General features: G+C 57.7%; 22 protein-coding genes and 1 pseudogene. 10 read left to right on the top strand and 13 right to left on the bottom strand.

Going from position 1 to position 25,144, the window contains the following annotated elements; genetic code table 11:
• Window positions 1-27: 27 nt before the first annotated feature.
• The 6 genes from AC0L2H_RS11920 to AC0L2H_RS11895 all read right to left on the bottom strand — a co-directional run bounded on the left by AC0L2H_RS11920 (window position 28) and on the right by AC0L2H_RS11895 (window position 7,617).
• On the bottom strand, window positions 28-654 hold the full coding sequence (locus tag AC0L2H_RS11920; protein ID WP_473590404.1) for a hypothetical protein: 627 nt from the start codon (window positions 652-654) through the stop codon (window positions 28-30).
• Between the two features lie 754 nt (window positions 655-1,408).
• Complete coding sequence (locus AC0L2H_RS11915) at window positions 1,409-2,473, bottom strand: dCTP deaminase/dUTPase family protein (RefSeq protein ID WP_473590403.1); 1,065 nt, start codon at window positions 2,471-2,473, stop codon at window positions 1,409-1,411.
• On the bottom strand, window positions 2,470-3,519 hold the full coding sequence (locus AC0L2H_RS11910) for an adenylosuccinate synthetase (protein WP_473590402.1): 1,050 nt from the start codon (window positions 3,517-3,519) through the stop codon (window positions 2,470-2,472). Before AC0L2H_RS11910 ends, AC0L2H_RS11915 begins: the two co-directional genes overlap by 4 nt.
• The gene (locus tag AC0L2H_RS11905; RefSeq protein ID WP_473590401.1) at window positions 3,501-5,378 is read right to left on the bottom strand and encodes a ribonuclease H-like domain-containing protein; all 1,878 of its coding nucleotides are present in this window, start codon (window positions 5,376-5,378) and stop codon (window positions 3,501-3,503) included. The genes AC0L2H_RS11910 and AC0L2H_RS11905 overlap by 19 nt, the downstream gene beginning before the upstream one ends.
• 542 nt (window positions 5,379-5,920) lie before the next feature.
• On the bottom strand, window positions 5,921-6,745 hold the full coding sequence (locus AC0L2H_RS11900) for a 23S rRNA (adenine(2030)-N(6))-methyltransferase RlmJ (protein ID WP_473590400.1): 825 nt from the start codon (window positions 6,743-6,745) through the stop codon (window positions 5,921-5,923).
• Between the two features lie 176 nt (window positions 6,746-6,921).
• Window positions 6,922-7,617, bottom strand: a complete 696-nt coding sequence (locus tag AC0L2H_RS11895) for an HD domain-containing protein (RefSeq protein WP_473590399.1) — start codon at window positions 7,615-7,617, stop codon at window positions 6,922-6,924.
• Window positions 7,618-7,785: 168 nt separating this feature from the next.
• Here AC0L2H_RS11895 and AC0L2H_RS11890 point away from each other — a divergent pair, with 168 nt between their 5' ends.
• The 4 genes from AC0L2H_RS11890 to AC0L2H_RS11875 are packed head-to-tail and all read left to right on the top strand — an operon-like array spanning window position 7,786 to window position 10,689.
• Window positions 7,786-8,358 (top strand): hypothetical protein, encoded by a 573-nt coding sequence (locus tag AC0L2H_RS11890; RefSeq protein WP_473590398.1) that lies wholly within the window; start codon window positions 7,786-7,788, stop codon window positions 8,356-8,358.
• Window positions 8,358-8,705 (top strand): hypothetical protein, encoded by a 348-nt coding sequence (locus tag AC0L2H_RS11885; protein WP_473590397.1) that lies wholly within the window; start codon window positions 8,358-8,360, stop codon window positions 8,703-8,705. The genes AC0L2H_RS11890 and AC0L2H_RS11885 overlap by 1 nt, the downstream gene beginning before the upstream one ends.
• Entirely contained in the window at window positions 8,699-9,841 is a 1,143-nt protein-coding gene (locus AC0L2H_RS11880) for a hypothetical protein (RefSeq protein WP_473590396.1), read from the top strand. The genes AC0L2H_RS11885 and AC0L2H_RS11880 overlap by 7 nt, the downstream gene beginning before the upstream one ends.
• Window positions 9,838-10,689 carry a hypothetical protein gene (locus AC0L2H_RS11875; protein ID WP_473590395.1) on the top strand — a complete coding sequence of 284 codons (852 nt, stop codon included), beginning with the start codon at window positions 9,838-9,840 and terminating at the stop codon, window positions 10,687-10,689. The genes AC0L2H_RS11880 and AC0L2H_RS11875 overlap by 4 nt, the downstream gene beginning before the upstream one ends.
• A 402-nt stretch (window positions 10,690-11,091) precedes the next feature.
• On the opposite strand, the gene AC0L2H_RS11870 is transcribed toward AC0L2H_RS11875, so the two are convergent.
• Together AC0L2H_RS11870 and AC0L2H_RS11865 are read right to left on the bottom strand one after the other, a co-directional pair.
• Window positions 11,092-11,340, bottom strand: coding sequence for a conjugal transfer protein TraD (locus AC0L2H_RS11870; RefSeq protein WP_473590394.1), 249 nt, complete (start codon window positions 11,338-11,340; stop codon window positions 11,092-11,094).
• A gap of 1 nt (window position 11,341) precedes the next feature.
• Window positions 11,342-11,668 (bottom strand): conjugal transfer protein TraD, encoded by a 327-nt coding sequence (locus AC0L2H_RS11865; protein WP_473590393.1) that lies wholly within the window; start codon window positions 11,666-11,668, stop codon window positions 11,342-11,344.
• Between the two features lie 172 nt (window positions 11,669-11,840).
• Here AC0L2H_RS11865 and traA point away from each other — a divergent pair, with 172 nt between their 5' ends.
• Complete coding sequence (traA, locus tag AC0L2H_RS11860; protein ID WP_473590392.1) at window positions 11,841-14,888, top strand: Ti-type conjugative transfer relaxase TraA; 3,048 nt, start codon at window positions 11,841-11,843, stop codon at window positions 14,886-14,888.
• Window positions 14,889-15,017: 129 nt separating this feature from the next.
• A complete protein-coding gene (locus AC0L2H_RS11855) occupies window positions 15,018-15,230 on the top strand; it encodes a helix-turn-helix transcriptional regulator (protein ID WP_473590391.1) in 213 nt (70 codons plus the stop codon).
• Window positions 15,231-15,574: 344 nt separating this feature from the next.
• Here the strand turns inward: AC0L2H_RS11855 and AC0L2H_RS11850 are convergent, their stop codons facing one another.
• Window positions 15,575-16,261 (bottom strand): hypothetical protein, encoded by a 687-nt coding sequence (locus AC0L2H_RS11850; protein WP_473590390.1) that lies wholly within the window; start codon window positions 16,259-16,261, stop codon window positions 15,575-15,577.
• A gap of 89 nt (window positions 16,262-16,350) precedes the next feature.
• Here AC0L2H_RS11850 and AC0L2H_RS11845 point away from each other — a divergent pair, with 89 nt between their 5' ends.
• Window positions 16,351-16,665 carry a helix-turn-helix domain-containing protein gene (locus tag AC0L2H_RS11845; protein WP_473590389.1) on the top strand — a complete coding sequence of 105 codons (315 nt, stop codon included), beginning with the start codon at window positions 16,351-16,353 and terminating at the stop codon, window positions 16,663-16,665.
• A gap of 154 nt (window positions 16,666-16,819) precedes the next feature.
• Here the strand turns inward: AC0L2H_RS11845 and AC0L2H_RS11840 are convergent, their stop codons facing one another.
• Window positions 16,820-18,139, bottom strand: a complete 1,320-nt coding sequence (locus tag AC0L2H_RS11840; RefSeq protein ID WP_473590388.1) for a tyrosine-type recombinase/integrase — start codon at window positions 18,137-18,139, stop codon at window positions 16,820-16,822.
• Between the two features lie 317 nt (window positions 18,140-18,456).
• Between AC0L2H_RS11840 and AC0L2H_RS11835 the strand changes: the two genes are divergently transcribed.
• Window positions 18,457-18,963 (top strand): hypothetical protein, encoded by a 507-nt coding sequence (locus AC0L2H_RS11835; protein ID WP_473590387.1) that lies wholly within the window; start codon window positions 18,457-18,459, stop codon window positions 18,961-18,963.
• Window positions 18,964-19,076: 113 nt separating this feature from the next.
• On the opposite strand, the gene AC0L2H_RS11830 is transcribed toward AC0L2H_RS11835, so the two are convergent.
• On the bottom strand, window positions 19,077-19,355 hold the full coding sequence (locus AC0L2H_RS11830) for a hypothetical protein (RefSeq protein WP_473590386.1): 279 nt from the start codon (window positions 19,353-19,355) through the stop codon (window positions 19,077-19,079).
• Between the two features lie 150 nt (window positions 19,356-19,505).
• Window positions 19,506-19,730 carry a hypothetical protein gene (locus AC0L2H_RS11825; RefSeq protein WP_473590385.1) on the bottom strand — a complete coding sequence of 75 codons (225 nt, stop codon included), beginning with the start codon at window positions 19,728-19,730 and terminating at the stop codon, window positions 19,506-19,508.
• Between the two features lie 1,712 nt (window positions 19,731-21,442).
• Here AC0L2H_RS11825 and AC0L2H_RS11820 point away from each other — a divergent pair.
• Entirely contained in the window at window positions 21,443-22,264 is an 822-nt protein-coding gene (locus AC0L2H_RS11820; protein WP_473590384.1) for a transporter, read from the top strand.
• A gap of 82 nt (window positions 22,265-22,346) precedes the next feature.
• Window positions 22,347-23,780, top strand: a complete 1,434-nt coding sequence (locus tag AC0L2H_RS11815) for a DUF1254 domain-containing protein (protein ID WP_473590383.1) — start codon at window positions 22,347-22,349, stop codon at window positions 23,778-23,780.
• Window positions 23,781-24,100: 320 nt separating this feature from the next.
• Here AC0L2H_RS11815 and AC0L2H_RS11810 read toward each other — a convergent pair.
• Window positions 24,101-25,144: pseudogene (locus AC0L2H_RS11810) on the bottom strand (calcium-binding protein); the annotation flags it as partial.

The raw sequence follows: 25,144 nt of genomic DNA, 5'->3' as shown, positions 1-25,144 counted from the left end.
ATATAGTCCCCTATATCCCCGGCGTATCTATTTTGCATCTTGAGGGGTAGGCGCTATGCTTTGCATTTGAGGCGGATTCTGCCGCTCCCGATATCCTTCAATTTCACGCTGCAGAGAAGTTATCTCAAGCTCGCTCTTGCGCAACCGGTCCAGCATCTCTTCGTGTATCGCGCGCAATGTTTCGAGGCGCTCTTCTTGAGAACCATTCGCACTCCGAAGCTCGGCTACTATCAATCCAACTTGCGCCACATTGCCCGACACCGCATTTATATCGTTCCGAAGCCCGAAATAGAACGTGGCCCAAAGTGTCACAAGCGCAACGGCCGCAACAAACGCTCCAACCCAAGCAATCCGATTAAATAACTCTTTAGTCTGCTTTGCCTCCATCTGCGCAGCGAGCGCGTTCGCGGTTGCTTTATTACTGGCATCCAGTGCTTCATTTGAAGCCTTATTGGCCCTATGCGCTTCACCCGTAGCTATCGATACCATTTTGGGTATTGAGCTTCGAATCCCGATGCTGGGCCTTCCTTCAATCAGAGGCTTCGCAGCTTTCCTAAGGAACTCTTCGATGTCCCAATGTTCGGAATGTTTGTCGCCATCTGCAAGAGTGACCCGGCCAAGCTTTGAGTCTGACGTGGTCTTCGTGAACTCCACCCAAATCAACCCCTCCCTGATGGGAATCTCGTAGGGCTCATTGGTTAAATTGTGCAGGGGAATGCACAGTTTCCCCCAGTATCCAGGGTCCACCAGCGGGCCAGTCCCGAGTAAAAGCCCTCGATGCACGTGCCTTATCTGCAAATTGAAACGAATACCAATATACCTCGGGAGCCTAAACTCCAAATCGCACTCTACAAATACTATAGAGTTCGCCGGTATCAGTAATGGCATGTCCGGCACCAGAACCGGAATCAACTCGTTACTGTTTTCATCGAAGACATAGGCCTTGCTCCCAATTCTCCCCTCATAGGAGGCTTTCTTGAGGCGAGCCTTTCGCCCCCCCTCCCGTATAGAATGGTGATATGATCCCAATCTTTTGAATATAATTTTCGATATGCTCTGCAGATAGCAACGATGGAGCGACATCTAACGCGAAGGGATCAGCCTTCTTCATAAATGACGCGGCCCTCTTGGCAGCTTCCACGGTCGACAAAGCAAGTATTTCTGGATCTTCCCCTTCGGGTGTCAAGTCGGAATCCTCGCTGGCTCTATTACCTCCATGCGGAGAACCCGAACCTATCAATCCTGCGGTTAATAGATCGCTCGACATCCTCACGGAATGATAAGAGGTTTAGGGAACACACCCGGAACACCCCAAGTTTGCGGCCCGCGCCAACATGCCCGAGTAGGGATAGCTTGAGATAGTCGCTGATACCGCCGGCGTATCTATGCTGCAAGATGGACTACCCTATCAAAGTTTCTCATCCGACCGACGTTCCGGCGAGGCTTGGTTGCGTAACACTTTACGAAGGCTTGCATTCTCGATTTCCAGCGCATTGATGCGCGTTTCAAGATCCGATCTGGTCGCTTTGACCGTGGTCTGCAGGTCCTCAATTTGACCCCGTATCTGAGAGATATCTTTTCCGAAACCGGATGCCGCTTTGACTGGCTCGCCTCCCTGCGACAAAAGAAGATTGTAGGCCGACTGCATGAAACTACGATTGGTGTAGATCTCGCCCATAAATATGATCACAAAAGTAATGACCAGAGATAAGGCTCCAACTGCACCCACGCCCTGGACCCATCTCACGCTTCTCAAGGCTTTTGTGGCTTTTTTCTCTACCCGTTCGACGAAAGGTTTGATCGAACTACGAATGGCGACTTCACGATCTAGATATCCGTCATAAGAAGCTTTATGAAGCCACTTCAAGCCGTCGGATATTTGCTTGTACTCTGGGTAGTATCCATACTGGAGTTTACGATCTTGATTGTAGGTTGTCCGCGTAAACTCTATCCAAATAAAGCCATCATCTTTACAAATGTAATAGTCCTCGGAAGTCAGATTGTGTAGCGGTATCAGGAGACGACCGCGAAACCCGGGATCAACGAGAGGACCGGTGCCAAGAAGGAGTCCCCGGTGCACATGCTTGATCTGTAAGTTAAAACGGGCGGCAATGTATCGTGGCAGCCTAAATGTGACGCTGCTTTCAACGAAGACAATCTCGTTGGCTGGAACCCTAAGCCAGCCATCTTTCAACGGGATCCGCTGAATCCCCTTGCGGTCGTAAATGTACGCGTTCTTGCCAATACGGTCCTCATAAGATGCGTGCTTTAGCTTCTCCGGAGTCGCATGAAACGGTGAGATCATCGCGGTCTTTTCGACGTACCGGACTATGTCCTCGGCCGATAGCAAGGAAGGTGCGACTTTATCCTGCGTCTTGTGAAATGGGTCATGATCAAACACGTTTTTTGCGATTTGATCTGCTTCTTCGTCGGTCCAGCTGAAAAGCTTGGGCTCAGGCGTAGAACTGGTCATCTTGAGAACGCCACTTGAGGTCTCTCGACGATCGAGAGGGGGTCAAAGCCGAGCCAGTCGATCTTTTGATTGATCGCAGTCTCCACCTCAGAGACGAAGCTACGGACTCCACTCGTCGGCTGGTCGAGATCCTGTACAGGTCCAACGTAGTCCATGTGGTTGAGCACGATTCGATGCGGCGCATTTGCGCGGATGGCCCTTCGCACAAGCTCTCCATCGAACTCGCCCACCCGCCGCAGCTTCCTAGTAACAGTCGTATATTCCTTGAGATCGTCCGCGCGGAGAGACCGTTGTCTTATCTTCTCCCAGGTGGTCTCTCCAGGCAGAGGACCTGAATCGCCAGCGACCCTTATCGGGAAGCTTCGAATGACCAGCGTGATGTCGTCAACGTGTCGAGGGCTGACGCCGGCTTCGGCCAAAGCTGCGGCGGCCGTTGTGGAGCGGGCCGTCGCCTTCGGCCAATAGCCTCCATCAAGCAGTGATAGGCCAAACCCCTGTGAGCCCTCAACAACGATCCTGCGATCGAGCTGGAGTCCATTATGCAGCGCAGTTGTCGTATCGCGCAGAAACGGCTGGAGTAGGCCATGGTCCCGAGCGTGTAGAGCCTTGACGGGGAAGTTTCCCGCCTCTCGGGCTACGGACGCCATAACGGCCGTGCCAACTCCGGACCCTGTCGAACCAATTGCTGAAATCAGTCCTGCGTTCGTCTCCCAAGCTTTGTGCTCCTCCGTGATGACGTTGGCGAAGTGACTGATGAATATGCGTTCCGAAGGATAGGCAAGATCCGCAATCTCACGCAGTAGAATCTCCACATCCAAATACGATCCGGCAGGAAAAACAACGTCGACATTGCGATCAATGCACGCGGCAGGCATCTGCCGAAGAGCCCATTTTTTCCCATCGCGATCATATGCGGTATGGCCTGAGTTCGGCCCGCCAACGCGGACGACGGTTACTGGGCCACGGGTGCGCCGCACGATCTCAAGCGCGACCTTTCCTTTGCCTTCAGATCCAAATTGGCCACCTACTACGATCGAGATTGGCATGTCGTACCCTTCAACTCCGCAGCCAATTTCATAGCCCAGGGACCTATGTCCTCCATACGTCCCTCATTCAAGAACACTCGATGCGCCAGGGAACGCATGGATTCCACCTGCCCCTCAACTTCGGAGCCGGCTACTGCATCGAAATCACCTTCGACAGCCCGTTTGTTGTATCTCTTGCGGCGCATATTCTCGTCAGCGTCAATATAGACGTGGACATAGCTTCCGCCAGCACGCTCTGCAAGGAACGCATGGTCTTCAAGGAAACGGAGCCCGTCTACCACGACGGCTGAGGCCTCGCCGACACGGGAGAGTGTTCGCTCAGCTAGCCAGCGCTGTTTGCCTGTACGATTTATTTCGTTGCCCAGTGCCTGCCGATTACTCCTGTCCAGAGGCTGACCTCGAGCCCTCAACTCGTCATCGATTACGAGGCTGAACCGCGTGTACGCGAAACCTAGTTTTTCAAAAGCCCGTGCGACAGTCGTCTTTCCAGCGGCGATCGGACCACTAATGCCGATAATGGTGGGATGGGCCTTGCCATCAAGCTTTGGAATGATCAATGGCGGCTCCTCGGAGGTTCCCATGGCTTCTACGAGACCAGCCCAATGAAACGAGCCTACCAGCGCCGAAGTGATAGCGTCGAGCTCATCATGAGACGCGACAGTTAAATCGCTGATCACACCAAAATCGGCGAGACCCAGCTTCAACCATTCGACACCGGCTCCCTTTCTGGGAATACGCATGATATCCTGCGCGGCGCCAGGATAGCTTTCAATAACCGGAACTCCAAGGTTCCTAAAGGATTCCGCTAGTCGGATTCCTCGCGCGGTCAGTTTCTGCATACTCGGCAACAGGCACGGATAGACGTTAACGCCGCGCCTCTTCAGCTCCCGTTCGCATTCCCGCATGATTCCAAAGCGCTCTCGCCCGGGGTCGGCATCGTCGACGCTTGTTCGCCCGGCCGGAAGGCACAGTGGGGAGTCAATGGATACAAGGTCAGGTTTACTGCTCAGCGTGTGCCGAAGGATATCTTCGTCAGTAAAGACCGTCTTGAACGACGCCTTCTTTCCTTCGAGCAAGCACCAGCCGGAACCTCGGGCCTCGGAACCCGTAAGATCAATTCCAACGATGCGGGCGCCTTCTGCCGGGCTACCTCCGAGGAGCTGGTCAAAATCAGGAGCGGACGACAACTCGGTTCTAGCAGCCCCGAATTGCGGAATGTCGATCCATCCGGATGGCGCCGCCCAAGTCTCAAAGGCCGCGCGTTTCAGGAACAGGTCCGGCTCGATCTGAAGTCTGTCGATGACGTGATCAAAAATAGCACCCATGGCAGCAATGTCGGCCCGGTTGTACCGGACGAGGGTCTCCAACGCAGCGACGTCGCCACGGAGGTAGCGATGCCAGAGCAGGACGGCAGCGAAGCCATCGACATTCGCAACTTCGCCACGTAGCGCAAGCCCTAACTCTCTCTCGATCGCCTTTTGTCCCCCTGTGAGGCCTACTCGGCGGCAGAGGTACATCAGATCGATGTGATGCGGTGGCAGTGCGACATCCGGAAATTCCTGCCGGATGAACCTTTGGTCGAACCGAATACCGTTGAAGGTGACAAGGGCAAGCGCATCCATGGCGTCTTCGCGCAACCGTTGATGGCTTTCCCCCTTGATCATGGTGGAAGCTCGGCCACCGACGGACCACCCGATGACGGTGATTTCGTCATAGTGATGACTCAGCCCGGTTGTCTCTATGTCAAGAAATAGCACGCGCTCCGGGAATTGGCTGCACAGGGCCAGTTGCTCCTTAAGGCGCAAAGGCAAGGCCGGCCGGCGCTTACTTGCATTGGTTCTCGGCGTACGGGCGAGCATCACATGGTGTCCCTGACAGCCCACGCGAATGTAGTCGCATGGTGGTTGAAAGGCACAATTTGAGGGCTCTCGTGATCGGACTTCGCATGTGCGACTAGGCTCCCAGTTGGCCTGATGGCTGGCACCCTCATTCTCCGATTGTTTCCCCGCTTTAGGCTACCTCTATCAGGTCCTTTTGGCGATAATTGGCGATTCGTTATACAAAGGATATTCGATACGGTCGTGACATGCACGGTGACCCATGAAGCGAAAGAAGTCGGAATACGTGGTTGGGAAGTACGACGTGACGATTGAGTCGATTGTCGACGATGTGTCGCGCCTTCACGACTACGGCTTCAGCCGCTCTACCTGGTATCGAGGCGCGAACTTGATGGTGCGTCTTGGGTCTGATCGTGCGCTTGAACTCATGGATGCAAAGGCGGACCGGGCGCTATCTCGGGGGGATCTCGCAATGTGCCATAAATGGCGAGATCTAATGGGGGTGATCCACGCGATCGAGTCTGATGAACCTCAACCGACGGACAGGATTCATTAAGGTCGAGCTAACGGCCAGGCACTAGTTCTACCGACCAGGAACTGTGCTTGCCGCCCAAAAGCGCCGCGAGTTCCTTGCAGAGGCGCCGGAGCTTGTCGTCGATTCTCCAAGGAGGATTGCAGATAGTCAGACCGCTGCCCGCCAATGTTACGCCGTCACGCCGATATGGACAGAATTCTGTGCGTAGGACGCTATTAAACCCCGCTGCAGTTGCGGCGGCGGTGATACAGTCGCCTAAGACGGCATCTTTGATGGGGTACCAAATTGCGTAAATCCCAGTTGCCCATCTGCGATTTCCGGCTTGAAGCGCAGCCGCGATCTGATCCGGCTCGTCCTTCCGCTCAAATGGGGGATCTATAAAGACCAATCCCCGACGTTCCGGGGGCGGTAGCATCGCCCCTATTGCTTCATAACCATTACGCTGATGGACAGAAACGCGACGGTCCTTGCGGTATCGCTCCTTCAGCAGCCATCCGTCCTCCGGATGCAGCTCACACACGTTAAGGCGGTCCTTTTCCCGCAAAGATTGTCTGACTAGCTCCGGTGAGCCGGGGTAGATCCTCAGGGATTGCGCATTGAGGGATTCGAGAGTTTTCAAATACCTGGGCGCCGATGAAAGGGTTCTGCCGAAAATCCTATTCACGCCCGCATCACGCTCGTTGGTTCGCATCGCTTCATCTGAACACAGGTCGTAGATGCCTATACCCCCGTGAGTATCAAGCACGGCGAAAGGGGTCGGTTTCTGCAATAGGTGTTCAAGAATGAGCGTCAAGGCGGCATGCTTGAAGACTTCGGTGTGGTTGCCAGCGTGGAACGCGTGTCGATAGTTCATTCCTTTTCGATGCCTTTCCCTCGTGAGCCGCAGACTACTCCAAGGGGTATTAGATCGAAGGGCGGCTTTAGAGAAGGTCGGAACGAGCCGATCTGGCGTGATCACGCCAACGTTGGTTTTATCCGTCTAGCGCCGCCAACGAAGAATGGAACAGCGAACTCGGAGAATGTTGACCCTCAGATTGCAGCAGAACCTCGATACGAAACGATCCTCGCCTCTTTTCGAAATTCGTCCACGAAACGAAGCATCTTGTCGTGACGGATGCGAGCCAGCTGCTCCCCAGTGACCGTTTTGAAACCCGAAGCAAGACTCAAGAGCTTTGTGTGGAAGTGGTCGAGCGCATATCGGCTGTCATCATATGGTCGGCCTTTCGCGTCCGGGTCGGACAGGTCATAGAGGGCTTGCCCCAGTCGGCCACTGACATAAAAGCAGCGAGCAACGCCTATAGCACCTATTGCATCCAGTCTGTCGGCATCCTGAAGAATTCGCGCTTCTAGCGATCTCGGCTCTATTCGTGCTGAGAAGCTGTGCGCCTCAATCGCATGCCCCACCGCTTCGATTTGATGAGGTTCCCAGTTTTCATCAAGCAGCAGGCTGTGTGCACGTGTCGCCGCTAGGCAGGATGCCTGCGAGCGGAGTGGGGAATTCTTCTCGACGGAAACGCAATCGTGAAGCAGACAGGCAGCAATAAGAACGTCGAGGCTCCCGCCCTCCTCAGCCTGAATCACCTGCACATTTCCCCAAACTCGGACAATATGCGCGAGATCATGCGAGCCGTCGCTATCATTGCCCAGTTTCGGCAAGAGAGAGGCGGCAAGCGAGCCATAGGGGGAAAAAGCGTCCCGAATCGAATTGATAACCGAGCTCTGCATTTCGACAAGATGCTTTGCCTCGATGTTTCAGGCAATGGTCCAGCGTCTGCAAGAGGTCGACTCCGGCCGATGCGGAAAGGTCGGCTTCTGACATACGTTCAGAAAATTGTTGACATAGCGCATCAGCAACCCCATTCTCACGCCAGACACGTGAGGAAGGTGACGAATATGAAAATGAACATGGCAATCATTGGAAGCGGCCCGGTGCTATCCGGCTCTATCAATGGCAAAGCTGCTTTTGCGGCCTTTGTGAAGGCCATTGATCGCGAGCCGGCTGCGCCGACGCCGCTGTTCCTCGATTTTGCAAACATCGATGTGGCTACCGCCAGCTATCTGCGAGAATCGGTGTTCGCTCTGAAAACGTACATGCGCACCCTTTCATCCAAGTATTATCCTGTCGTTGCGAACATAAACGACGATATTTTGGATGAATTGCTGGTTGTGGCGAATACCAAAGGTGATGCGATTATGAGCTGCCACCTGGACCGCAACGAACGCGTCTCGGGAGCGGATTTGATAGGCAGCCTTGATCCGAAGCAACAGATGACATTCGACTTGGTGAACGAATATAATGAGGTTGATGCCAACCATCTCATGGAAAAATTTGGAGAAGCAGAGCAAACCAAGAGTACGACGGCGTGGAACAATCGCCTTGCCAGTCTTGCGGCTCGCGGTGTGATTCGTGAGTTCGCCCAGGGTCGTTCGAAATACTATCGTCCGTTATTTGAGGAGGTAACTTGATGGGAGTCGAGTTTTTAAACCGAACAAAGAAAACGATACGTAAGCACGTCGATACGAAGCGGGCAGAGCTTGCGACGCCGGGCTTGTTCACGGTCAATCCCACGAACCAGCCGCGCCGCGCGATTGCATCGATCACCGCCGGGGCAAATGTCGCCAACGGTGAAGTACTCATTGTTGAGACTAAGGGCGGTCGGGTGAGTTTGCGCCGAGGCAATAGCGTCGTCGGCTCGTTTGATAATCCCGCTGGCGACGTGATTTCTGCAATCGAAAAATCGGGAGGAGCAGCGAACGGTATCGTTGGCCGAGTACACAAGCTTTCGAAGAAGGCAGAAGTATCTCTGTGCTGAACCCCCTTCGTCCAGATACACGTAGCCATGAGGTGATCGTTCGGTCGCTAACAGACGATCCCTATCGGAACACCATGGCCTTGGGTTGCCCCGGATGCCCGCACTTTTCTGAGTGCGGCGGCCTGTCGGTACGTGATCCACTTTTCGATTGTCTGCAACTTTGCTGCGAGGACTCGGCTCACTGCACGCGCGTCTGCCGGCACAAGCCGCAACTCTTTGTACAGCAGATGCGGGAGGTTGGCGGCTTCGGATTTGAGGACATTCCACGCACAGCCATTTGTTCTGCCCAACTGAGCGCGGATATCGTGCCGCTCATCTACCATGGAAGCAGCCGAACGACAGCTCTCGCTGGGGAAGCGTTCGCCTTGCGCTTGCCCGATCTCATCGACTTCAAGCGCGGGAAGCTTCACTTCGAAACGCGCGAAGCTTTGTGTCGGGCATATAGCTTGGACCCGGTGGCTGACCTGATTCTAACCGGCGTCAATCACGATCACCGAATTGAGCCCTGGTGGACCCTTGGCGAGCAGCGCATCTCCATTATCAAGGCGATGAGGGCAGTTGGAATTGCACTCGTAACGGCGCCAAACTTCAGTCTTCTCCTTGATAACCCGCGAACAGATGATCTTCACGCCATGAAGCGCATCGCCATCACGTTCGAGGAATTCCAGCGTGAAGGGTTGCTCTGCGCACTTCATCCCAACGGCCGGACCTATCGGGACTTTGAGCGCTGGTCGAAGTTCATTGCAGAGCGCCCCGAGATCGAGACGATATCTTACGAATTCATCACCGGCTCAGGCCAGAAGCTCAGAACGCGGTTTCACTTGGATAGGCTCGCTGATCTCGCCAAGGCTTCCGGCAGGGAACTGGACATTGTGGTTCGCGGCGATCCTCAGGTCATTCCCTTCCTGCGGCAATTCTACCGTAGCGTCATCTACATCGAGACCAATGCTTTCATGAAAACCTTGAAGCGCCGGCGCGCCGAACGACTGGACAACAATGCACTTCGTTGGCCCCCGGCGCCGACCGTTGTCGGCGAGACGGTCGACAAGCTTTTGAGCCACAATGTTGAAGAGCAGATCGCCTTTCTGCGAGCCACCTACTACGGCTGCGATGCGCCTTTTGCAAAAGCTGCGTGAGGTGGAAAATCGAGACGCTGACCTTCGATCTTGTAGATGACATTTGCCTCGGAATGCAGAGCGGCACGATCACGGAGGCTGACCTGCCGAGGACCAATGCCGATGGCCTCGGGCCGCTCTTAGAGTTGCGGCACACGCAGCCAAACATCTTGAACCGAGATGGCGGACCCCTTTGGCTAACTGCGGACAACTACCGCGAACTTGTGCACAATATGCGTGAAACGGATGCTTGGTTCGCGCCAAAGTCAGCACGCCAGGGATTTATTTCGGTCGACATACTTCGGCGAGATGAGCTCGCATGGACGGACTTCGTGCTATGCGCCAAACGGGCGGCGATGTCGGCTGGTTTTTCTGGCGACTATGGCGGTAAGCTAACGGCGGCCATTGGCGAGTTTTATGCGAACGTCATCGACCATAGCGGGCGTATCGATACCGGCTACGTTGTCTATAGCGCCCTTCCCGGCCGCTTTGAATTTGTTGTGGCGGATGCTGGAATGGGGGTCCTGAACAGCCTTCGCAGCAACCCGACGTATGCCCATCTGGTCGATGCGGGCACCGCGCTCGAATTGGCCCTGGACGAAGGAGTATCCCGTTACTACACGGAACAAGGGCATGGGTTTGGGTTTCGGCCATTGTTTGTCGGCCTAGCCAACATTAGCCGATATATGCGGTTTCGATCGGACGATCACAGTCGGTCGCTGACAAGGAGAGCCGACGGATCGATAGATGCCCAAACCAGCCAACTCGCCACCACGAACGGTTTTTTCTGTTGCGTGGTTTGCGACGTCGAAATCCAGACACCAGCCACTCATCCGGACCAGGCGCCGAAAGATGCTGAGAGAGGGTAGTCGATGTCAGTCAGCATGAAGGAGGCGACCGATTTCGCGCGCATCGAACAGCTCCTTTGCCGCCGGGATCAAAGTTCGCTCCCTGTAATCCTTTGCGACGTCGAGCCAACACGCTCCACCTACGCAGCGTAGTCGTCTGGAGTTGCTAATGAAAGGGCTCGTTTCCGCGTCGATCTGACCCGTTCTTTGGGGTCAGGCGGCTCATTGCGATGTGTTCCCCGGCTGCTGCCCGCCGGATCTGAAGTCTGCTTCTGAAGATTTAGCGTCTCGAACTGCCGTTCCGCTGTTGGCCCCAAGTGATCCCTTCGAGGTTTTAGTGTCTAGAATCGACTGTTGGCGCAAAGCGGGAGGCACTGCGATATTTGAGGTCTCGGCGCCGCGCGCCGCGCGTACCAAACATCGCTACGTTCGCTGGCCCGTTTTCTCCTCATGCTGTTCCGCATAGAATGCCTGCTTTCCCCTCACAGCCCATAGCTCCCGCGCATGCTTGTTTTCATCGCTCTGTAGCTTGGCGGCCACCCAGAGGAGCGCGCCGTATATCGTGGCGCGATCATCGGCGGTCAGATCAACGATGCCTGCCTTGACGACGAGCCCGCCGAGTTCGATCAGGTGTCGGGTGCGCTTGCGGCGCTCGACCTGCCATATGCGCATGTCATTGCGAGCCAGAGCCGCCTGCTGGCGATTGCGCGCTGCTTGGTAGCGCTGGAGCGCTACGCCCGTTGCTTCCAGATGCCGGAGCAGTTCGCCGTGACCGGCTCTCGAAAAACGTCGCCCCGCGCTTGGCCCATGCCTCACGCTTTGCGGCCTCTTTCGTTTCGGCGATTGCAACGAGTGCGCCAGCCAGTTCGTCGGTGCTGAGCTGATCGGCGCCGGTGGCGATCACCAGCTCGCCAAGCTGCTGGACCTTTCGCGTTTTGAGTTCTCGCGCTTTGTCCTCCAGCGCCTTCAGTTCGGCGTCGAAGTCACGTGGTTTGCGCATAGCTGTCTCCATTGATTGTCGATCTCTGGATGATAGTTGAGCGTCCGCCGGAAGGCTTCAGGGTTGCCGAGACAGCCCGGGACGGGCTGGTCCATCCCGAGAATTTTTCGAGGGAGGGCGCGCTTATACGTCGTGCCGACGTGCGCTTTGCCGTGCAAATGATCTGGTCGCGATGGCGATCTATCATCTTCACGTCAAGGTCATTGGCCGCAAGGCCGGCTCAAGCGCTGTCGCGTCGGCGGCCTACCGCTCGGCGTCGCGGCTGCGTGACGAGCGGATCGAACGTACTCACGATTTCTCGGCCAAGCGCGGCGTCGTCCATTCCGAGGTGATGCTGCCTGCGAATGCACCGGAGGCCTGGCGCGACCGCGAACGGCTGTGGAACGATGTCGAGGCGTTCGAGGTCCGCAAGGATGCGCAGCTTGCCCGCGAGGTCGAATTTGCGCTTCCGCGTGAACTCAGCCAGGCGCAAGGCGTCGAACTGGCGCGCGACTTTGTACAAGTCGAGTTTGTCAGCAAGGGCATGGTCGCCGATCTCAATGTGCACTGGGACAGGGCAGAGGATGGCAGTCCCAAGCCGCATGCTCATGTCATGCTGACCATGCGGTCGGTGGACGAGAATGGTTTTGGCGCCAAGGTTCGAGACTGGAATGCTACCCAGATGGTCGAACGCTGGCGCGAACGGTGGGCGGAGCTGGCCAATGAGCGCCTGGCCGAACTCGACATCGACGCCCGCATCGATCATCGCAGTTTGGAAGCGCAGGGCATTTCACTGGAGCCGCAAACGCAGATTGGTGCGCCGGCCCAACGCATCGAGGGCGGTGGCCTTGCTGCTGGCGACATTGAAGCAGATCGCGCCGAACTGCACCGCGAGATCGCGCGCAACAATGGAGCGCGCATCATTGCCGATCCATCCGTGGCGCTGGACGCCATCACCCATCAGCAATCGACATTCACTCGAAAGGACATTGCAAAGTTCTCGCATCGCCACAGCGACGGAATCGAGCAGTTCAACGATGTTGCGCGAGCCATCAGCAATGCACCCGATCTGGTCGAACTCGGCAAGGACGGACGCGGCGAAGACCGCTTCACCACGCGGCAGATGATTGAGACCGAACAGCGCCTGCACCGCGCTGCGGAGCGCATCGATATGGACGAGCGACACGCGGTGGGTAACGCACATCGCGAGGCAGCTCTGGCGCGGGCTGCGCAACACGGGCTTGTCCTTTCGAGCGAGCAGAGCGATGCGCTTGCGCACATCACCGATGGCCGCGGGCTTGGTGTCGTCGTCGGCTTTGCCGGGACGGGCAAGAGCGCCATGCTGGGCGTTGCGCGCCAGGCATGGGCAGCGGCAGGGTACGAGGTTCGAGGCGCGGCACTCTCCGGCATTGCCGCCGAGAACCTTGAAGGCGGATCAGGCATTCCGTCTCGGACCATAGCCAGTATGGAGCATAGCTGGGGACAGGGCCGCGATCTGCTCACCACGCGCGATGTCCTGGTGATCGATGAGGCCGGCATGGTCGGCACGCGCCAGTTGGAGCGCGTGCTCTCCCATGCGGCGGACGTTGGCGCGAAGATCGTGCTGGTTGGCGATCCGCAGCAGTTGCAGGCGATCGAAGCCGGCGCTGCCTTCCGTTCCATCCATGAGCGCCACGGCGGCGTCGAAATCGGCCAGGTGCGCCGGCAACGCGAGGACTGGCAGCGCGACGCCACGCGCGATCTGGCAACCGGCAGGATCGCCGCTGCGATCGATGCCTATGAGGCACAAGGCATGGTGCATCAGGCCGCGACGCGCAATGAGGCGCGAGGTGGACTCGTCGAGCGCTGGGATCGCGACAGGCAGGCGCACCCAGAGGCAAGCCAGATCATCCTTACCCACACAAACGACGAGGTGCGCGCACTGAACCAGGCAGCGCGCGAGCGCATGCGCGCTGCCGGCGATCTCGGCGACGAGGTCCATGTGGATGTGGAACGCGGTGCAAGGACCTTCGCCAGCGGCGACCGGGCCATGTTCCTGCGCAACGAGCAAGGACTTGGCGTCAAGAACGGCACGCTTGGCATCGTGGAGGAAGTCAGCACACAGAGTATGGCGGTTCGCATCGACGATGGCAGATCGGTTCGCTTCGACCTGAAAGACTATGCCCACATCGACCATGGCTATGCCGCGACCATTCACAAGGCGCAGGGCATGACCGTCGACCGGACCCATGTGCTCGCAACGCCTGGCATGGATGCACATGGCAGCTACGTCGCCCTGTCGCGGCATCGAGACGGGATGGAGCTGCATTATAGCGGCGATGACTTTGCCACTAGAGAAGGACTCATTCGGACATTGTCACGCGACCGCGCCAAGGACATGGCGTCGGATTACGAGCAGATCGACCCGGCGCAGAGCTATGCCGAGCGGCGCGGTATCATTTTCCGAGAGCGCGTGGTCGAGATTGTGCGCCGGATCGTTCCGGAGAAGCTGCGCGACAGGATCGGCGGACTGCTCGACGGGTTGCGCGCGCCCGGAGACGGCGAGCCCAAGCCCGAAGGTGGGCGAAGACCGGAAAGGAAAGAAGTTGCGGCGCGGATCGGAGATGTAGGCCCGACGCCCGGCAGAGGAAATCTCGCCACCGGAGTGCCACGCAACGCGAATGTGCCGGTGGACTCGGATGCGGCGTTGCGCAGCGCTCGTACGAAGGCGCTTGTTCGTCACGCGCGCGCTCTCGACACGATATCGCACAACGGAGATGCGGATGGGCTGGGCAGTCCCGAGCAGATGCGCGAGTTGAGGGATGCCCGTAGCGCTTTCGAGAAGGTACGGCCGCATGGCTGGCGCGATGCCGAAGCGGCTTATATGAAAAATCCCGAGCTGGTTCGTGAAGCGGGTGCCGGCCGCGTCAATCGAATCGTGCTTGCTCTCCAGCTTGAAACGGAAATCCGTACCGGGATGGACATCGATCCCGGCCGCCGCGCCGACCGTTTCGTCGAACGCTGGCAAAAGCTCGATCGGACGGGACGGGAGCAATATCAGGCCGGCGACATGTCGGGTTATAAGTCAACGCGTTCGGCCATGTCCGATATGGCCAAAAGTCTCGAACGCGATCCGCAACTCGAATCGCTCCTCGCCAACCGCAAGCGCGAGCTTGGCATTCATACCGATTCCGCCCGGCGCCTCGCTGCGGAACTCGCATTCAGCCATGGCATCGGCAGGGGACGCGGCATTGGGATCTGAACACGTCCGATTCGCAGCCGTTTCCACGCTGGGGCAAGACGACCCGGAAAACCCTCTTGCGCGTACGCAAGTGCCTGTCGTCTCTGGATCAGGAGCAATCCGAACCAACCAGCAAGAGGCAGTGCGACCATGCCTGAACCAGACCGGATCATCCGCCTGAAAACCGTCCTTTTCCGGACCGGCCTGTCTCGGTCCACGATCTATCGCAAGATCGCCGAAGGCACCTTTCCACGCCAGATACAGATCAGTATCCACGGTGCAGGCTGGCACGAAACCGACATCAATCGCTGGATCACCAATCCCCTCTCGTGGCGTCCGCAAGACCAGGGCGACAAGTTGTGATGAGAGTGATGCACAACTGCGCGGAAAGCTGGGCTTCATCGAGACGCAGCGGTCACGGCGGCGAGGCAATTGCTTGAACCCATGTGGACCATGTTCATTAGGACCATCGCCGAGGCGAACGAACACGGCAAACCAGGAGCGATAGTCGGCCTCGCCCACCAAGATGGGTTACTCAAGGAGGGCAACTTTGGATCGAACCGCACACAACTGGCCGCTTATCTGCTTTCCCAGCCCACGCCGGATCGGTCGCCGCCCCTGAGACTGACACAGCAAGCGCTCAGCGCAGCGGCCGTGACAGCGGCCACCGATCAGGCCTACTTCGAGGCAGACTTCTTCCTCACCGCCTATGAGGGGCTGTCAACTAACGGTTGCCCAATCGATCTGGCAATCGTCGCCGGATCGATATTTGTGGTGGCGGCGAGGTCATCCAGCACAGATCGGATATGCGGCCAGGGGAAATCGTCTGGATGTTCCCAGTGCTCACCGTCACGCAGGATCACCTTGAGCTTGGCCAAAATGCCTTCGATGGACGTGGCCGCTATCTGCGGTAGATCGTCCAGAAGGGCGCTTTCGGCTGTTTCCGATTGTCGGATCAGTTCGTCTGTTCTCGAATAGCCGATCTCAGCATCAGCAGCGTCCCAGCGCGCCTGGTGTGCCGCGAAATCCGCGAGCGCCCTGCCCCACTCGACTTCATTTTCGGGAGAGTAGGCATCGTTCAGGCTCTCTATGGAATGGAGCGTCACGTCCGTACCATCGGCAAGCCGCACCTTGGCGCAGGGAAAGCCGACCGTCCTGGCGAGGAGTATCTCCAACCGCTGCTGTTCGCGGCACAACGCCAGTGTCTCATCGTGGATATTTTGCCAGTTCCCACACAGACGAAGAGCAGGATCGGCCGCGCTGTTGCCGTCCGTCAGTTCGGCGGCCCGCGTCTTTCCATGGAAGGGCCAAGCCGCCGCGGCCGCGGTCGTGCCCGCCAGCACGCGCCGCCGGGTGACGAACAACGCACTCATGCTATTGTCGGAATCAGCCATGATCCGAGCTCCTAACAGCTGGGTTGCGGTGAGGCCGCATCGAGTGTTCGCGCATTAGGTGCGGACGCTTTCTGAAAACGAAAGGATTATTGGTTTTTAGAAAGCCGCTGTCAACGTTTTCCGAAAAAGCTTGCGATTTTCATGAGTTATTACCAGTTTGCGACATGGATTCTGCTCAATGTCGCGCCGCACGAGCGTTGCTGAAATGGACGCAAGAGGATCTCGCCGCCCGCTCCGGCGCGAGTGCTGTTACCATTCGCAATTTCGAAAACGACCGTTCTGTTCCTCAAACTGGAACGCGATACCTCCTCCAAAAAACGCTTGAGAATGCCGGCATCGAGTTCATTCCTGAAAATGGCGGTGGTGTCGGCGTGCGTCTGTCACGGCGTTCCGAAAGAACGTAGGATCGGTGAAGTAGCTCCCGGTAGGCAAGGCAGCGCGTCCATTAGACGACAATCATTCGATTGCGGCGGCAGTCAGAGGGATCAAGATCAACCGCGAAGACTTCGGCGAGCAGCAGCAAGGTTTCGGGGGCGAACGGCGACTGCGCAGACCGGTTCATGCAACTGCCTTCGCTCGCAGCGGTTCGATGTTGCCCTTGCCTGCAATGATGCCGGCAAGCCGATCGGCCCAAAGCTCCAAGGCGTCCCGTTTCTCGCTCATATAGTCGTAGCGCGCATATACCCGCGACGTGATCGTACTCTTGGTCGCCGAAACGTGGTTCAACACTTGCCCAACGATGAACGGCGAAATGCCGATTTCTTCCATGCCCGTCGCAGCAGATCGCCGAAGGTCATGCGGCGTCCACGGTGCAATGCCCATGATCATTGCTATGCCGCGCTTGCTGATCTCTTCTCGCTTCACTGCCTTCGGGACAGATGCGCCGGTGACGGCGGCACGGGCGCCCGGTCCAGGAAAAACGAAAGGCGGTACCGCCCTGCCCTTGCGCTCCGACAGCGCCTTCACGTCTGCGATCTGATCGCCCATGATCCGGATTGCCATTTCGCACAGCGGGACAACATGGTCGCGGCCGTTCTTCGCGCGCCTGGCTGGTATCGTCCAAAGGCCGCGTGTCAAGTCCAGTTCGCCGTGCTCCATGCCGGCGATCTCGCCAACACGCTGTCCGGTAACCAGGCACAGGCGCAGAATGCGGCGGGTGCTTTCCCGCATGTCGGCTTCGGGCAAGGCTGCCCACATCGTCTTGATCTCGTCGGCCGTCAGCACGCGGTCGCGCTCGACCGTTTCGGTCGGCCTCGCCATACCTTCGGTCAAGTTGCTGTCCAGATCGCCACGACCGCGCCCCCATCGGATCATGGCACGAATGTCCTCGAACACCCGGTTCGCCTCGACGGCCGCGCCCCGATCCTTCACCGCGTCGATCGCCTTGGTGATGTCGCGACGATGCAGGTCCGCGAGCTTCACCTCGCCGATGCAGCCAGATGATGCCTTCTCGACCTTCTTTCCGTCAGCATCATAGCCGGACACATTCTTGCGCAGCCGGCGCGCAATCTCATCGACCGACCGCCGCGATGATGCCCGGCGGGTGAGATAGCTCTCGACCAAATCAGAGACGGTCATCGAGGCGGCATGCGCCTTCTTGGCGGCCACAGGGTCGCCGCCCCCTTGCACGCTTGCACGAGTGTCCTTGGCCTTCTGGCGAGCGCCCTTGTCGGTGCCGAGCGGTGTCTCGGGATAGGTGCCGAGCTTCAACCATTGCCGCTTGTCGGGCGGCCCGTAAACCACGAACCAGGTCTTTTGCCCACCCGCCGAGACGCGCAGCACAAGACCTTTGACGGTAGTATCGAAATAGTCGGCTTTTCGGCCGGAACCGGCCTTGGCGGCCTGGCAGAATTTGTCGGTGAGTTCGAGTTTCGGCATCTGTCCAGCGACCAATCTTGCTACAACCGGTTTGCCCGGGGTTCCGTGAGTGATCTACAAAATGATCTACAAAAAACCACGCGCTTTGTCGATACCGGCTGCGACAGGTCGCGACGGGATGAGACACTAATTAGTTGTTATTAAAAGAATTTTCAGAAATTCAGGCTGTCGCACGCTGATCCAGAAAATCGCATTAGAAACCCTCTGTTAACCGGTTGGTCGCTGGTTCGAATCCGGCCCGGGGAGCCAACATTTCCAAAGACTTAAGAGATTTCTCACCTTCGGCAAATTTGCCGGAAGCACTCTCAGGGCTACGGATGACCAAGTCAGAGCGAATCGCGGAGATGTATCGCCAGCTTCCGTTGATGCTGTTCTCCGTTAACACTCTCGTTCAAGTCCGGTCGCTCGGCCGCATGAAAACTGAGACCGATATGGCCTTAGACCAGGAGGACTGGATAAAGGCGTATGACTGCTTCTGGTTTTGGACCTTGGGCGCCTATGAAATCATCCGAACGATGGATGAGAACAAGCAGTGCTTTGCCATCTCTATCGCTTCAAGAATCACTCCCTTGAAACTTCGGCTGGCCCTCATCAGGATGCCGTTTGCCAAACAGCAATTTGCCAACCAGAGAGGCCGACCGAGAGACCGGCACATTCGGAGCGAGAATAGCGTCGTCAACGTCGACGTTAACAAGTCACTGATCTTCAAGATCGAAGGCGAGACTTTCAGTTCTCGCAGCCTCATGAACGAGGTGGCCGAATTTCTGGCGTCCATAGAACCTGCAGATATTCTCCAGCGCATGGGACCCAGCCCGCCACCGTGAGGCAGCGGGCCAATCCTGTAAATTTACAGCTTTTTCTTCAGTAGGTGTCCGGCTGCTCCCGCTCGGTGTCGGCATTTAGTCTGGCCGAAAAAGGTCCCCGAAGCCGCCATCAATTATAGCCAGTTAAAAAACCACGGACTGGTTTCATACCCTAAGCGCGGATTAGGCGGATTATAATGATCCAGGAAGTTTGCGCCCTGATTTGATGGTCGCGCGACAACGGTGCGTGTCGATTTACAATGCGGTTTCGGGGTCGGCTTGCTGCCAGCCTTCATATGAGCTGCAGAACACGAGGTTCTAGCCTGAGCGGTGGCCACCTTTTTCTTCTCTTTCGCAACAGCTGCTCCGGTGGCGGCCAATACCATTACTACGCCAAAGACAACGAGTTTCATTGAAACGCCCTCACCCTGCACAATCCGAAAATGATCGCGCCCAGCTAACGTTACGTCAACGACATTTTGTCCGCAACAACGGCGAATAGTGCCAGTAAAAAGAGCCCGCCACCGTTAGGCAGCGGGCTGGGTCTGCCAATTGGCGGAGGCTCAATGACGGCCCTTCGGCGCTTCCAGAAACTCAAGGAACGCGTTGGCTACTTTCGTGCCGCTGGCGTCGGTGCGGGCGGTGTCGCAGCTCCGCACGATGGCGGCGGCGATCTGGAGCATGTCAGCCCGGCTCCCAACGATCCTCGCGACCACGACGTTTTCTGGACTGTTGTCCATGGTCGAGCGCTGAGCAACAAACAGGGTGAGCCGGAGATTGTCGCCCATGCATGCAGTCGGCCGGTTACGCGATCCAGCAAGGCGTGTACGATCTTGTAGGGACTACGAGCCGGTCAAGCATCGATCCATGCAGGAGCGCGCCGCCAGAGGCGGGTTTAGTTAGCTTCGGTCACTTGAGCTGCTTGGTCTGGAATCAGAACCACCCGGTAGGTCACGCCCTCGCACTTGAGCAGATAGACGGTGTGATTGGGGGCGGACTCCGCTTCGATACGCTCAGCCGAGCTTGGATTGTCGCACGGAAAAGCCTGGCTTCGGACCTGGTCGCCAACGATCCTTACGTCAGCGCTCTGGTCTTGGGCTGTGGCGGTCGCAATAGGACCTCCGAGACTAACCGATAAGAGAACGCGCATGGCGAGGGATCGAATCCACAACGATCTTGGACCGCTATTCATTGCGCTCTCCTTGGCACGCGGCACGCAGTAAACTGGTGCACTGCAGCCGAGACCGCTCTTCGTCTATCAGGCGGTTCGTCTTCCATCCTCATGGCGCAATTCGTGTTTTCCAGCGACCGCAGTAGCCTATCGCATGGAGGCGGTAGCGGAAAGTAAGTTACGTGGGTGACGGGGTATTTGCTGAACATCCCGCAGCGAGCGCGGTCGGCATGAACGCCCATAAATGGCGCACAAGGCAGGTTACACGGCGTTCGGCAAGGCAATACACAAATGGACCACGACAGAGCCAGCCGGACTGAGGAAAGGGCGCTGCTGGCTGTATGCGGCTGTCCTGCGGTCAGGGAGGGTGATCGCCGGGCCAAGGCCGGATATTTTCTGAAGATCGGAGGCGCGCGGTGAGCACGATCTAGCAGAGCATATGCAGGCTCTTCTCCGTTCGACGATGTGGAAAGGATAGGACCGGCTTCCGCGCCACGTAACTTGGACGCCCGCGCCTTAACTCGGCGTCCATGTTTGAGAGGTTCGCGTTAAACAGCGCTAGTCTAACGGAGAACAAACGCTGATTTGGTGGGCGATCATTATGATCGCCGCCCGGTCACTCGCAGTCTAATGTGCCTGCTATGGAACGAGCAGGGAGCGCCAGGAGCGGTTGTTAACGCGATCAGGTCGAGCGGCAGTAGCCGACCCCTTGCGGACACTCACTCAATATTGGCACATGGCCGAAGTAGCGCAATTTGCGGACGCTCCGAGTTGCCCTACTACGCGGCTTTGGAAATCTAGTATGAGTCAGTGACCAGCCAAGCATCTTGTTTCAATTGTCCGATTCGTCCTCGATGGTATTGCGCAAGATCAGTGACGTTGCCTTATGCAACCTTGAGGGCGTCAAAGCCTTTTCTTCGTCACTGCGTCTGGCGTCGCCGCAATGGTAAAAACCGCGCGACACAAGTGATCTTATAGGACACGTATCGCCGGCCCCTTTCCAGAAGCATCATGAGGCCCCATGGGTCTTCACCTGTGAAGGGCAGCGCCAATTTTCAACACTATCCACCCGTTGCCGATCTTTACATGGTCAGGTTGCATCGTCCTCAGGACGATTGCTGCCGTTCGGACTACAGTTGCCCACGTAAGTTACACCCCCGCGACTTGCCCTATGGAGTATGGGCTGCCTTATTCTACGCCAGCAACCGTTGGCTAGCACTCACGGCCGCGGAGCCCCGGGGTCGAGCGTTGAATTTAATATCTGCGTAGCATGGCAAGCACCGGGCGTTCGGTGACGCCCAACATTATTCCGCACCGACTTGAGGGGCAATGGATATTCGATCTGCTACTCGGGTTCTGCAAGTTACAGCCTTGTTCTTTCCGGCGTTGTTGTTCAGCGGCGCGGCGTCTGCCCAGGACGACACCCAGGAACTCGCCAAGAAGCTGTCGAACCCGATCGCCTCGCTGATCAGCGTGCCGTTCCAGTTCAACTACGACAGCGGCTACGGCCCGAACGACGGCGAGAAAGCCTATGTCAACATCCAGCCGGTCATTCCCGTCTCGTTGAATGCCGACTGGAATATGATCTCGCGCACGATACTGCCGGTGATCTGGCAAAATGACATAGCCGGCCCGTCGGGCGAGCAGTCTGGTCTCGGCGACATAACCCAGAGCCTGTTCTTCTCGCCCTCCCAACCGACCGAATCGGGCATCGTCTGGGGCGTCGGCCCGGTGTTCCTGGTTCCGACCGCGACAGACGACCTGCTCGGCGGCGGCAAATGGGGCGCTGGCCCGACCGCAGTCGTGCTGAAGCAGAGCCACGGATGGACGGTCGGCATGCTGGCCAACCACATCTGGTCATTCGCCGGCGACAGCGACCGCAGCGACATCAGTTCAACCTTTCTGCAGCCCTTCGTTTCCTACACGACGAAGGATGCCTGGACGTTCACGCTGAACACCGAGAGCAGCTACAATTGGGAGGCCGAGGAATGGTCGGTTCCAATCAACTTTCAGATCGCGAAGCTGGTCGTCGTCGACAAGCAGCCAATCAGCCTCTTCGCCGGTGTTCGCTATTGGGCTGAAAGCCCCGACAGCGGCCCTGACGGGTTTGGTTTTCGCACCGGGATCACGTTGCTGTTTCCGAAAAAGTGAGAAGACCGGCGCCGCCTGCCGGCGCGAACCTTATGAAACACACGAATTCGATAACTCATCGAATGACAAAGGAGTACGGCAAATGTTGACAAAGCGAGATTTACTTCGCTCAGCCGCGGCGATTGCCGCTGGCGCCGCGATTGCGAAGCCAAGCCTGCTGATGGCGCAGAGCTACCCCGGCATCATCGAGGCCAAGGACATCGCCGAGGAAGGCTTCGTCTACGGCCTGCCGCTCGTGATGTATTATGCGGTCATGCAAGAGTTCGCCGTCGACAAGAACTCGGGGCAGTTCAAGGCGCCGTTCAACGAAATCAACAACCAGCACCACGTCGCCACCCCTGAGGACACGGCAGTCATTACGCCGAACAGCGACACGCCGTACTCGTTCATCTGGCTGGACTTGCGCGCCGAGCCGATGGTCATCTCGGTGCCTCCGGTCGAAAAGGACCGCTACTACTCGGTCCAGCTCATCGACGGAAACACCTACAATTTTGGCTATATCGGCACGCGCGCCACGGGGACCGAGCCGGGCGACTACCTGGTGGTCGGCCCCGATTGGAAGGGTGAAACGCCCACAGGGATCAAGAAGGTCTTCCAATCGACGACTCCGTTCCCGCTCGCGCTTATCCGCACTCAGCTCTTCAACCCCGATGACATGCCGAACGTCGAGAAAATTCAGGCCGGCTACAAACCGCAGCCGCTTTCCGCTTTCCTTAAACAACCCGCCCCGTCCGCCGCGCCGAAGATCGATTTCCTTCCCGCCACCACCGCCGGAATCAAGGAAAACTTCTTCCAGTATCTCGACGCGGCCTTGCAATTCGTCCCCGAGACGGCAAGGGACAAGGCTGTTCGCGCGAAACTTGCGAGAATTGGCATCGGTCCCGGCAAGACCTTCGATTTCAAGGAACTGTCGCTCGAACACAAAGCCGAAATCCTGGTGGCCATGAAGCAGGGTGACGACAAGGTCGACAAATGGCTGGCCAGCGGAAACAAGGTCATCAACGGCTGGAACGTCGGCTCATTCTTTGGCGACGAGGCCTTCTACAACAGCGATTGGCTAATGCGGGCCGGGGCTGCAAAGGGCGGTCTCCTGGGCAACGATTCCGTAGAAGCCATGTACCCCTATACAAGAACGGACGCGAACGGCGCGCCGCTCGACGGCAGCAAGCACAATTACACCATCACCTTCGCACCCAACCAGTTGCCGCCGGTGAATGCGTTCTGGTCCGTTACGATGTATGACGGCAAGAGCCAGTTCCTGGTCAAGAATCCGATCCATCGCTACCTCATCAACTCGCCGATGTTGCAGGGGATGAAGAAGAACGAGGATGGTTCGCTCACCCTCTATCTCCAGAAAGACAGCCCCGGCGGGGACAAGGAAGCAAATTGGCTGCCTGCGCCCAATGACAAAATCTACCTTGTTTTGCGCCTGTACTGGCCGAAGACGGAAACGCCTTCGATCCTGCCGGCCGGCGAAGGCAGCTGGCAGCCACCCGGTGTCGTTGCGGCGAAATAGCGTTTTGTGCGGCGGCCTGAGGGCTCGTCGCGATTGGCGAGCACTCATTCGGCCGACGGTCTTGTACCAGGCCTTCGAGCCGCGACTGGAAGCAGCCGCCGATGGCACGACGACAGTCTGGTTCTCGCCGGAACAACCTGAAGGCGTCGCTCGGTGCAATTCGAGCGGATGGTGCTCCATCCGCTCGATCGATCTTCAGGCGAAGGCTCAATGGCTGCGGTAAGCGATTGCCGCGCAAAAAGGCCGCCCTCAAAAGCGGCTTCATTGTTTTCAGGGCAGCCTAGAACGTGTGCAAGCCCCTCGGCGACGGTGTCCCGGACTCAGGTCACGAAGAACGAGTTTGCCGTGAGCGAGAGGCCTGGAGAAAGCGTGGCGAACTGTATCTGTGCCGCGCCGCCGATGCCGTCGCTGTCGAAGGAGAGCGCGCCGGTTGAACTGTTGTAGATGATATGGTCGGAGCTGTCGTGCGCGGCCGTCCCGGCAAAGAAAGCGGCGGCTGTGAGCGCGCCCGCGCCAAGCCCGGCAAAAATCGCGTTCTCAAGGTGAATCTTGTCCTGGGACGCGCTGAAGTCGGTGATCCTGTCGACATTGCCAGACCCAAGGGCGGTATTGAAAACGAAGGTGTCATTGCCGCCATAGCCTCTCATCGTGTCGGCGCCACCCAAACCGTTGATGACATTGGCGCCGGCATTGCCCTGTATGGTCTGGGCGAAATCATTGCCGGTCAGGTTGATCGCCGCCGTGCTGTCGGCGTTCGTGGTCGTAAGAATCTCGATCGACGAACCGGCCGAAAGCGCATAGCTCACCGAGGTGCGCACCATGTCGGTGCCGCCGCCCGCCGCCTCGATCACCCTGTCGCCGGCGTTGTCGACATAGTAGGTGTCGTTGCCGCCAAAGCCGCTCATCTTATCGGCACCGCCACCGCCGCTGATGACGTTGGCGCCGGCATTGCCCTGGATGGTCTGGGCCAGCGTGTTGCCGTTCAGGTTGATAGCGGTGGTGCCGGCGTCGTTGGTGGTGCCAAGGACTTCAATCGACGAACCGGCCGTGAGCGCATAGCTCACGGGGGTCCACACCCTGTCCTGGCCCTGGCCAGAGGCCTCGATCACTTTGTCGCCGGCATGGTCGACATAGTACTCGTCGTTGCCGCCATAGCCGACCATCGTGTGAGCACCAGTAGCCCGAAGGATATCGCCGCCGCTGGAGCCATAGACAGTATCGGTATCGGTGGTCGGAGGTGGGGTGGTCGGAGGTGGAGTGGTCGGAGGTGGAGTGGTGGTGGTGCTGGTGTTGTGTTCCTTGAAAAAGGCTTGCATCGAAGAGGTATTGCCAAGCGAGGTTTCGCCGTTCTGCGAGGCCCATTT

Source organism: Mesorhizobium sp. WSM4871, assembly GCF_055811295.1.
Note: the sequence above shows the minus strand (reverse complement) of the source record. Positions and strands in the feature narration are given on the sequence as shown.

Coding starts and splice junctions, on each gene's coding strand:
- AC0L2H_RS11915 (WP_473590403.1), bottom strand. CDS start 2,473: ATGACCAGTTCTACGCCTGAGCCCAAGCTTTTCAGCTGGACCGACGAA.
- AC0L2H_RS11885 (WP_473590397.1), top strand. CDS start 8,358: ATGGGAGTCGAGTTTTTAAACCGAACAAAGAAAACGATACGTAAGCAC.
- AC0L2H_RS11865 (WP_473590393.1), bottom strand. CDS start 11,668: ATGCGCAAACCACGTGACTTCGACGCCGAACTGAAGGCGCTGGAGGAC.
- AC0L2H_RS11910 (WP_473590402.1), bottom strand. CDS start 3,519: ATGCCAATCTCGATCGTAGTAGGTGGCCAATTTGGATCTGAAGGCAAA.
- AC0L2H_RS11825 (WP_473590385.1), bottom strand. CDS start 19,730: ATGGGCGACAATCTCCGGCTCACCCTGTTTGTTGCTCAGCGCTCGACC.
- AC0L2H_RS11855 (WP_473590391.1), top strand. CDS start 15,018: ATGCCTGAACCAGACCGGATCATCCGCCTGAAAACCGTCCTTTTCCGG.
- traA (WP_473590392.1), top strand. CDS start 11,841: ATGGCGATCTATCATCTTCACGTCAAGGTCATTGGCCGCAAGGCCGGC.
- AC0L2H_RS11830 (WP_473590386.1), bottom strand. CDS start 19,355: ATGAAACTCGTTGTCTTTGGCGTAGTAATGGTATTGGCCGCCACCGGA.
- AC0L2H_RS11905 (WP_473590401.1), bottom strand. CDS start 5,378: ATGCTCGCCCGTACGCCGAGAACCAATGCAAGTAAGCGCCGGCCGGCC.
- AC0L2H_RS11900 (WP_473590400.1), bottom strand. CDS start 6,745: ATGAACTATCGACACGCGTTCCACGCTGGCAACCACACCGAAGTCTTC.
- AC0L2H_RS11840 (WP_473590388.1), bottom strand. CDS start 18,139: ATGCCGAAACTCGAACTCACCGACAAATTCTGCCAGGCCGCCAAGGCC.
- AC0L2H_RS11820 (WP_473590384.1), top strand. CDS start 21,443: ATGGATATTCGATCTGCTACTCGGGTTCTGCAAGTTACAGCCTTGTTC.
- AC0L2H_RS11835 (WP_473590387.1), top strand. CDS start 18,457: ATGACCAAGTCAGAGCGAATCGCGGAGATGTATCGCCAGCTTCCGTTG.
- AC0L2H_RS11815 (WP_473590383.1), top strand. CDS start 22,347: ATGTTGACAAAGCGAGATTTACTTCGCTCAGCCGCGGCGATTGCCGCT.
- AC0L2H_RS11890 (WP_473590398.1), top strand. CDS start 7,786: ATGAAAATGAACATGGCAATCATTGGAAGCGGCCCGGTGCTATCCGGC.
- AC0L2H_RS11850 (WP_473590390.1), bottom strand. CDS start 16,261: ATGGCTGATTCCGACAATAGCATGAGTGCGTTGTTCGTCACCCGGCGG.
- AC0L2H_RS11895 (WP_473590399.1), bottom strand. CDS start 7,617: ATGCAGAGCTCGGTTATCAATTCGATTCGGGACGCTTTTTCCCCCTAT.
- AC0L2H_RS11870 (WP_473590394.1), bottom strand. CDS start 11,340: ATGCGCATATGGCAGGTCGAGCGCCGCAAGCGCACCCGACACCTGATC.